Annotated in this window: 2 protein-coding genes; both read left to right on the top strand. The window is 69.8% G+C overall.

Annotated elements, in window-relative coordinates; translation table 11 throughout:
* A partial coding sequence (locus ACFFRH_RS44045; RefSeq protein ID WP_386164140.1) for a substrate-binding domain-containing protein occupies window positions 1-938 on the top strand: 938 nt, incomplete at its 5' end.
* The coding region (locus ACFFRH_RS44040; protein ID WP_386164138.1) for a Gfo/Idh/MocA family protein at window positions 938-2,049 on the top strand (1,112 nt) is incomplete at its 3' end. The genes ACFFRH_RS44045 and ACFFRH_RS44040, both read left to right, overlap by 1 nt.

Raw genomic sequence — 2,049 nt, 5'->3', positions numbered from 1 at the left:
CGGCTCCGGCCGCGACCGGTGGTAACGACGCCCCCGGCGACAAGGTCGTCATCGGCTTCTCCGCGCCCGCGGCCGACCACGGCTGGATCGCCGCGATCGCGAAGAACGCCGAGGCCGCGGCGAAGGAGTACTCCGACATCGAGTTCAAGCCGGTCGAGCCGACCAACGACATCAACGCGCAGATCTCCGCGGTGGAGTCGCTGATCGCGGCGAAGGTCGCCGCGCTGGTGATCTTGCCCAACGACGGCCAGCAGCTCAACCAGATCGCCCGCCAGGCCTCCGACGCCGGCATCCCGGTGATCAACCTGGACCGGGTCTTCCCCGACAAGCTCTCCTACCGCACCTGGATCGGCGGCGACAACTACGGCATGGGCGTGGCGGCCGGTCACTACATCGGCAAGAAGCTCAAGGACAAGGGCGTGGCCAACCCGGTGATCCTGGAGATCCAGGGCATCGCGACCCTGCCGCTGACCCAGGACCGCAGCAAGGGGTTCGAGGACGCGCTGAAGACCTACGGCTTCAGCGTGACGGCCAAGCAGGACGCGCAGTTCACCGTGGAGTCGGGCACCAAGGTCGCCGCGAACCTGATGCAGGCGCACAAGAAGATCGACGCGATCTGGAACCACGACGACGACCAGGGCATCGGCGTGCTGGCCGCGATCAAGGAGGCCGGCCGCAGCGAGTTCTTCATGGTCGGCGGCGCCGGTTCGGCGAACGCGATGCGCGACATCCAGGCCGGCTCGGGGGTGCTGGAGGCGACCGTGACCTACAGCCCCACCATGGCCTCCTCGGCGATCAAGCTGGCGCGCCTGATCGCCCAGGGCAAGGGCATGAGCGACCTGGTGGAGAACCAGGTGCCCCAGTCGATCACTCTGGCCTCCGAGACCATCACCAAGGAGAACGTGGCCGAGTACCTGCCGTTGGGATTCGAGTCTTGATGAGTCAGTCTGACAGGCCGAGCCTGGGGATCGGCATGGTCGGGTACGCCTTCATGGGCCGGGTGCATTCACAGGCCTGGCGCAGCGTGTCGGCGTTCTTCGACCTGCCGGCCCGGCCGGTGATGGCCGCCGTCTGCGGCCGTTCGGCGGAGGGCACCGCGGCGGCGGCCGAGCAGATGGGCTGGGCCGCGGTGGAGACCGACTGGCGCAAGCTGATCGCTCGCGACGACGTGCAGGTGGTCGACATCTGCACGCCGGGCGACTCGCACGCCGAGATCGCGATCGCCGCGCTGGAGGCCGGCAAGCACGTGTTGTGCGAGAAGCCTCTCGCCAACACGGTCGCCGAGGCCGAGGCGATGGCGGCGGCGGCGCGTTCGGCGGCCGAGCGCGGGGTGTACGCGATGGTGGCGTTCAACTACCGCCGGGTGCCGGCCGTGGCCCAGGCCGCCCGCTGGGTGGCCGAGGGCCGCCTGGGCGCGATCCGGCACGTGCGGGCGCAGTACCTGCAGGACTGGATCGTCGATCCGGACTTCCCGCTGGTGTGGCGGCTGCGCAAGGACCTGGCCGGGTCGGGCGCGCTGGGCGACATCGGCGCGCACATCATCGACACCGCCCAGTTCATCACCGGCCAGAACCTGACCCAGGTCTCCGGGCTGACCGAGACCTTCATCACCCAGCGGCCGCTGGCCGACGCCTCGGCCGGCCTGTCGGCCGACACGGGCAACTCGGGTGCGGAGATGGGCGAGGTCGACGTCGACGACGCGGCCCTGTTCATCGGCCGCCTCAGCGGCGGGGCGCTGGCGTCGTTCGAGGCGACCCGGTTCGCCACCGGCCGCAAGAACGCGTTGCGGATCGAGGTCAACGGGTCGAAGGCGAGTTTGGCGTTCGACTTCGAGGCGATGAACGAGCTGTGGTTCCACGACCACGCGTTGCCGGCCGAGGAGGCGGGGTTCCGCCGGGTGCTGGTCACCGAGGCCGGGCATCCGTACGCGGGGGCGTGGTGGCCGCCGGGTCATGGCCTGGGTTATGAGCACACCTTCACCCACGAGGTGAAGGACTTCGTCGAGGCGATCGCGTCGGGCGTCGCCCCGACCCCGTCGTTCGACGACGG

This window comes from Streptosporangium vulgare, assembly GCF_042428775.1.
Classification (GTDB): Bacteria; Actinomycetota; Actinomycetes; order Streptosporangiales; family Streptosporangiaceae; genus Streptosporangium; species Streptosporangium vulgare.
The sequence above is the reverse complement of the archived record's forward strand: the minus strand, read 5'-3'. Positions and strand labels throughout refer to the sequence as shown.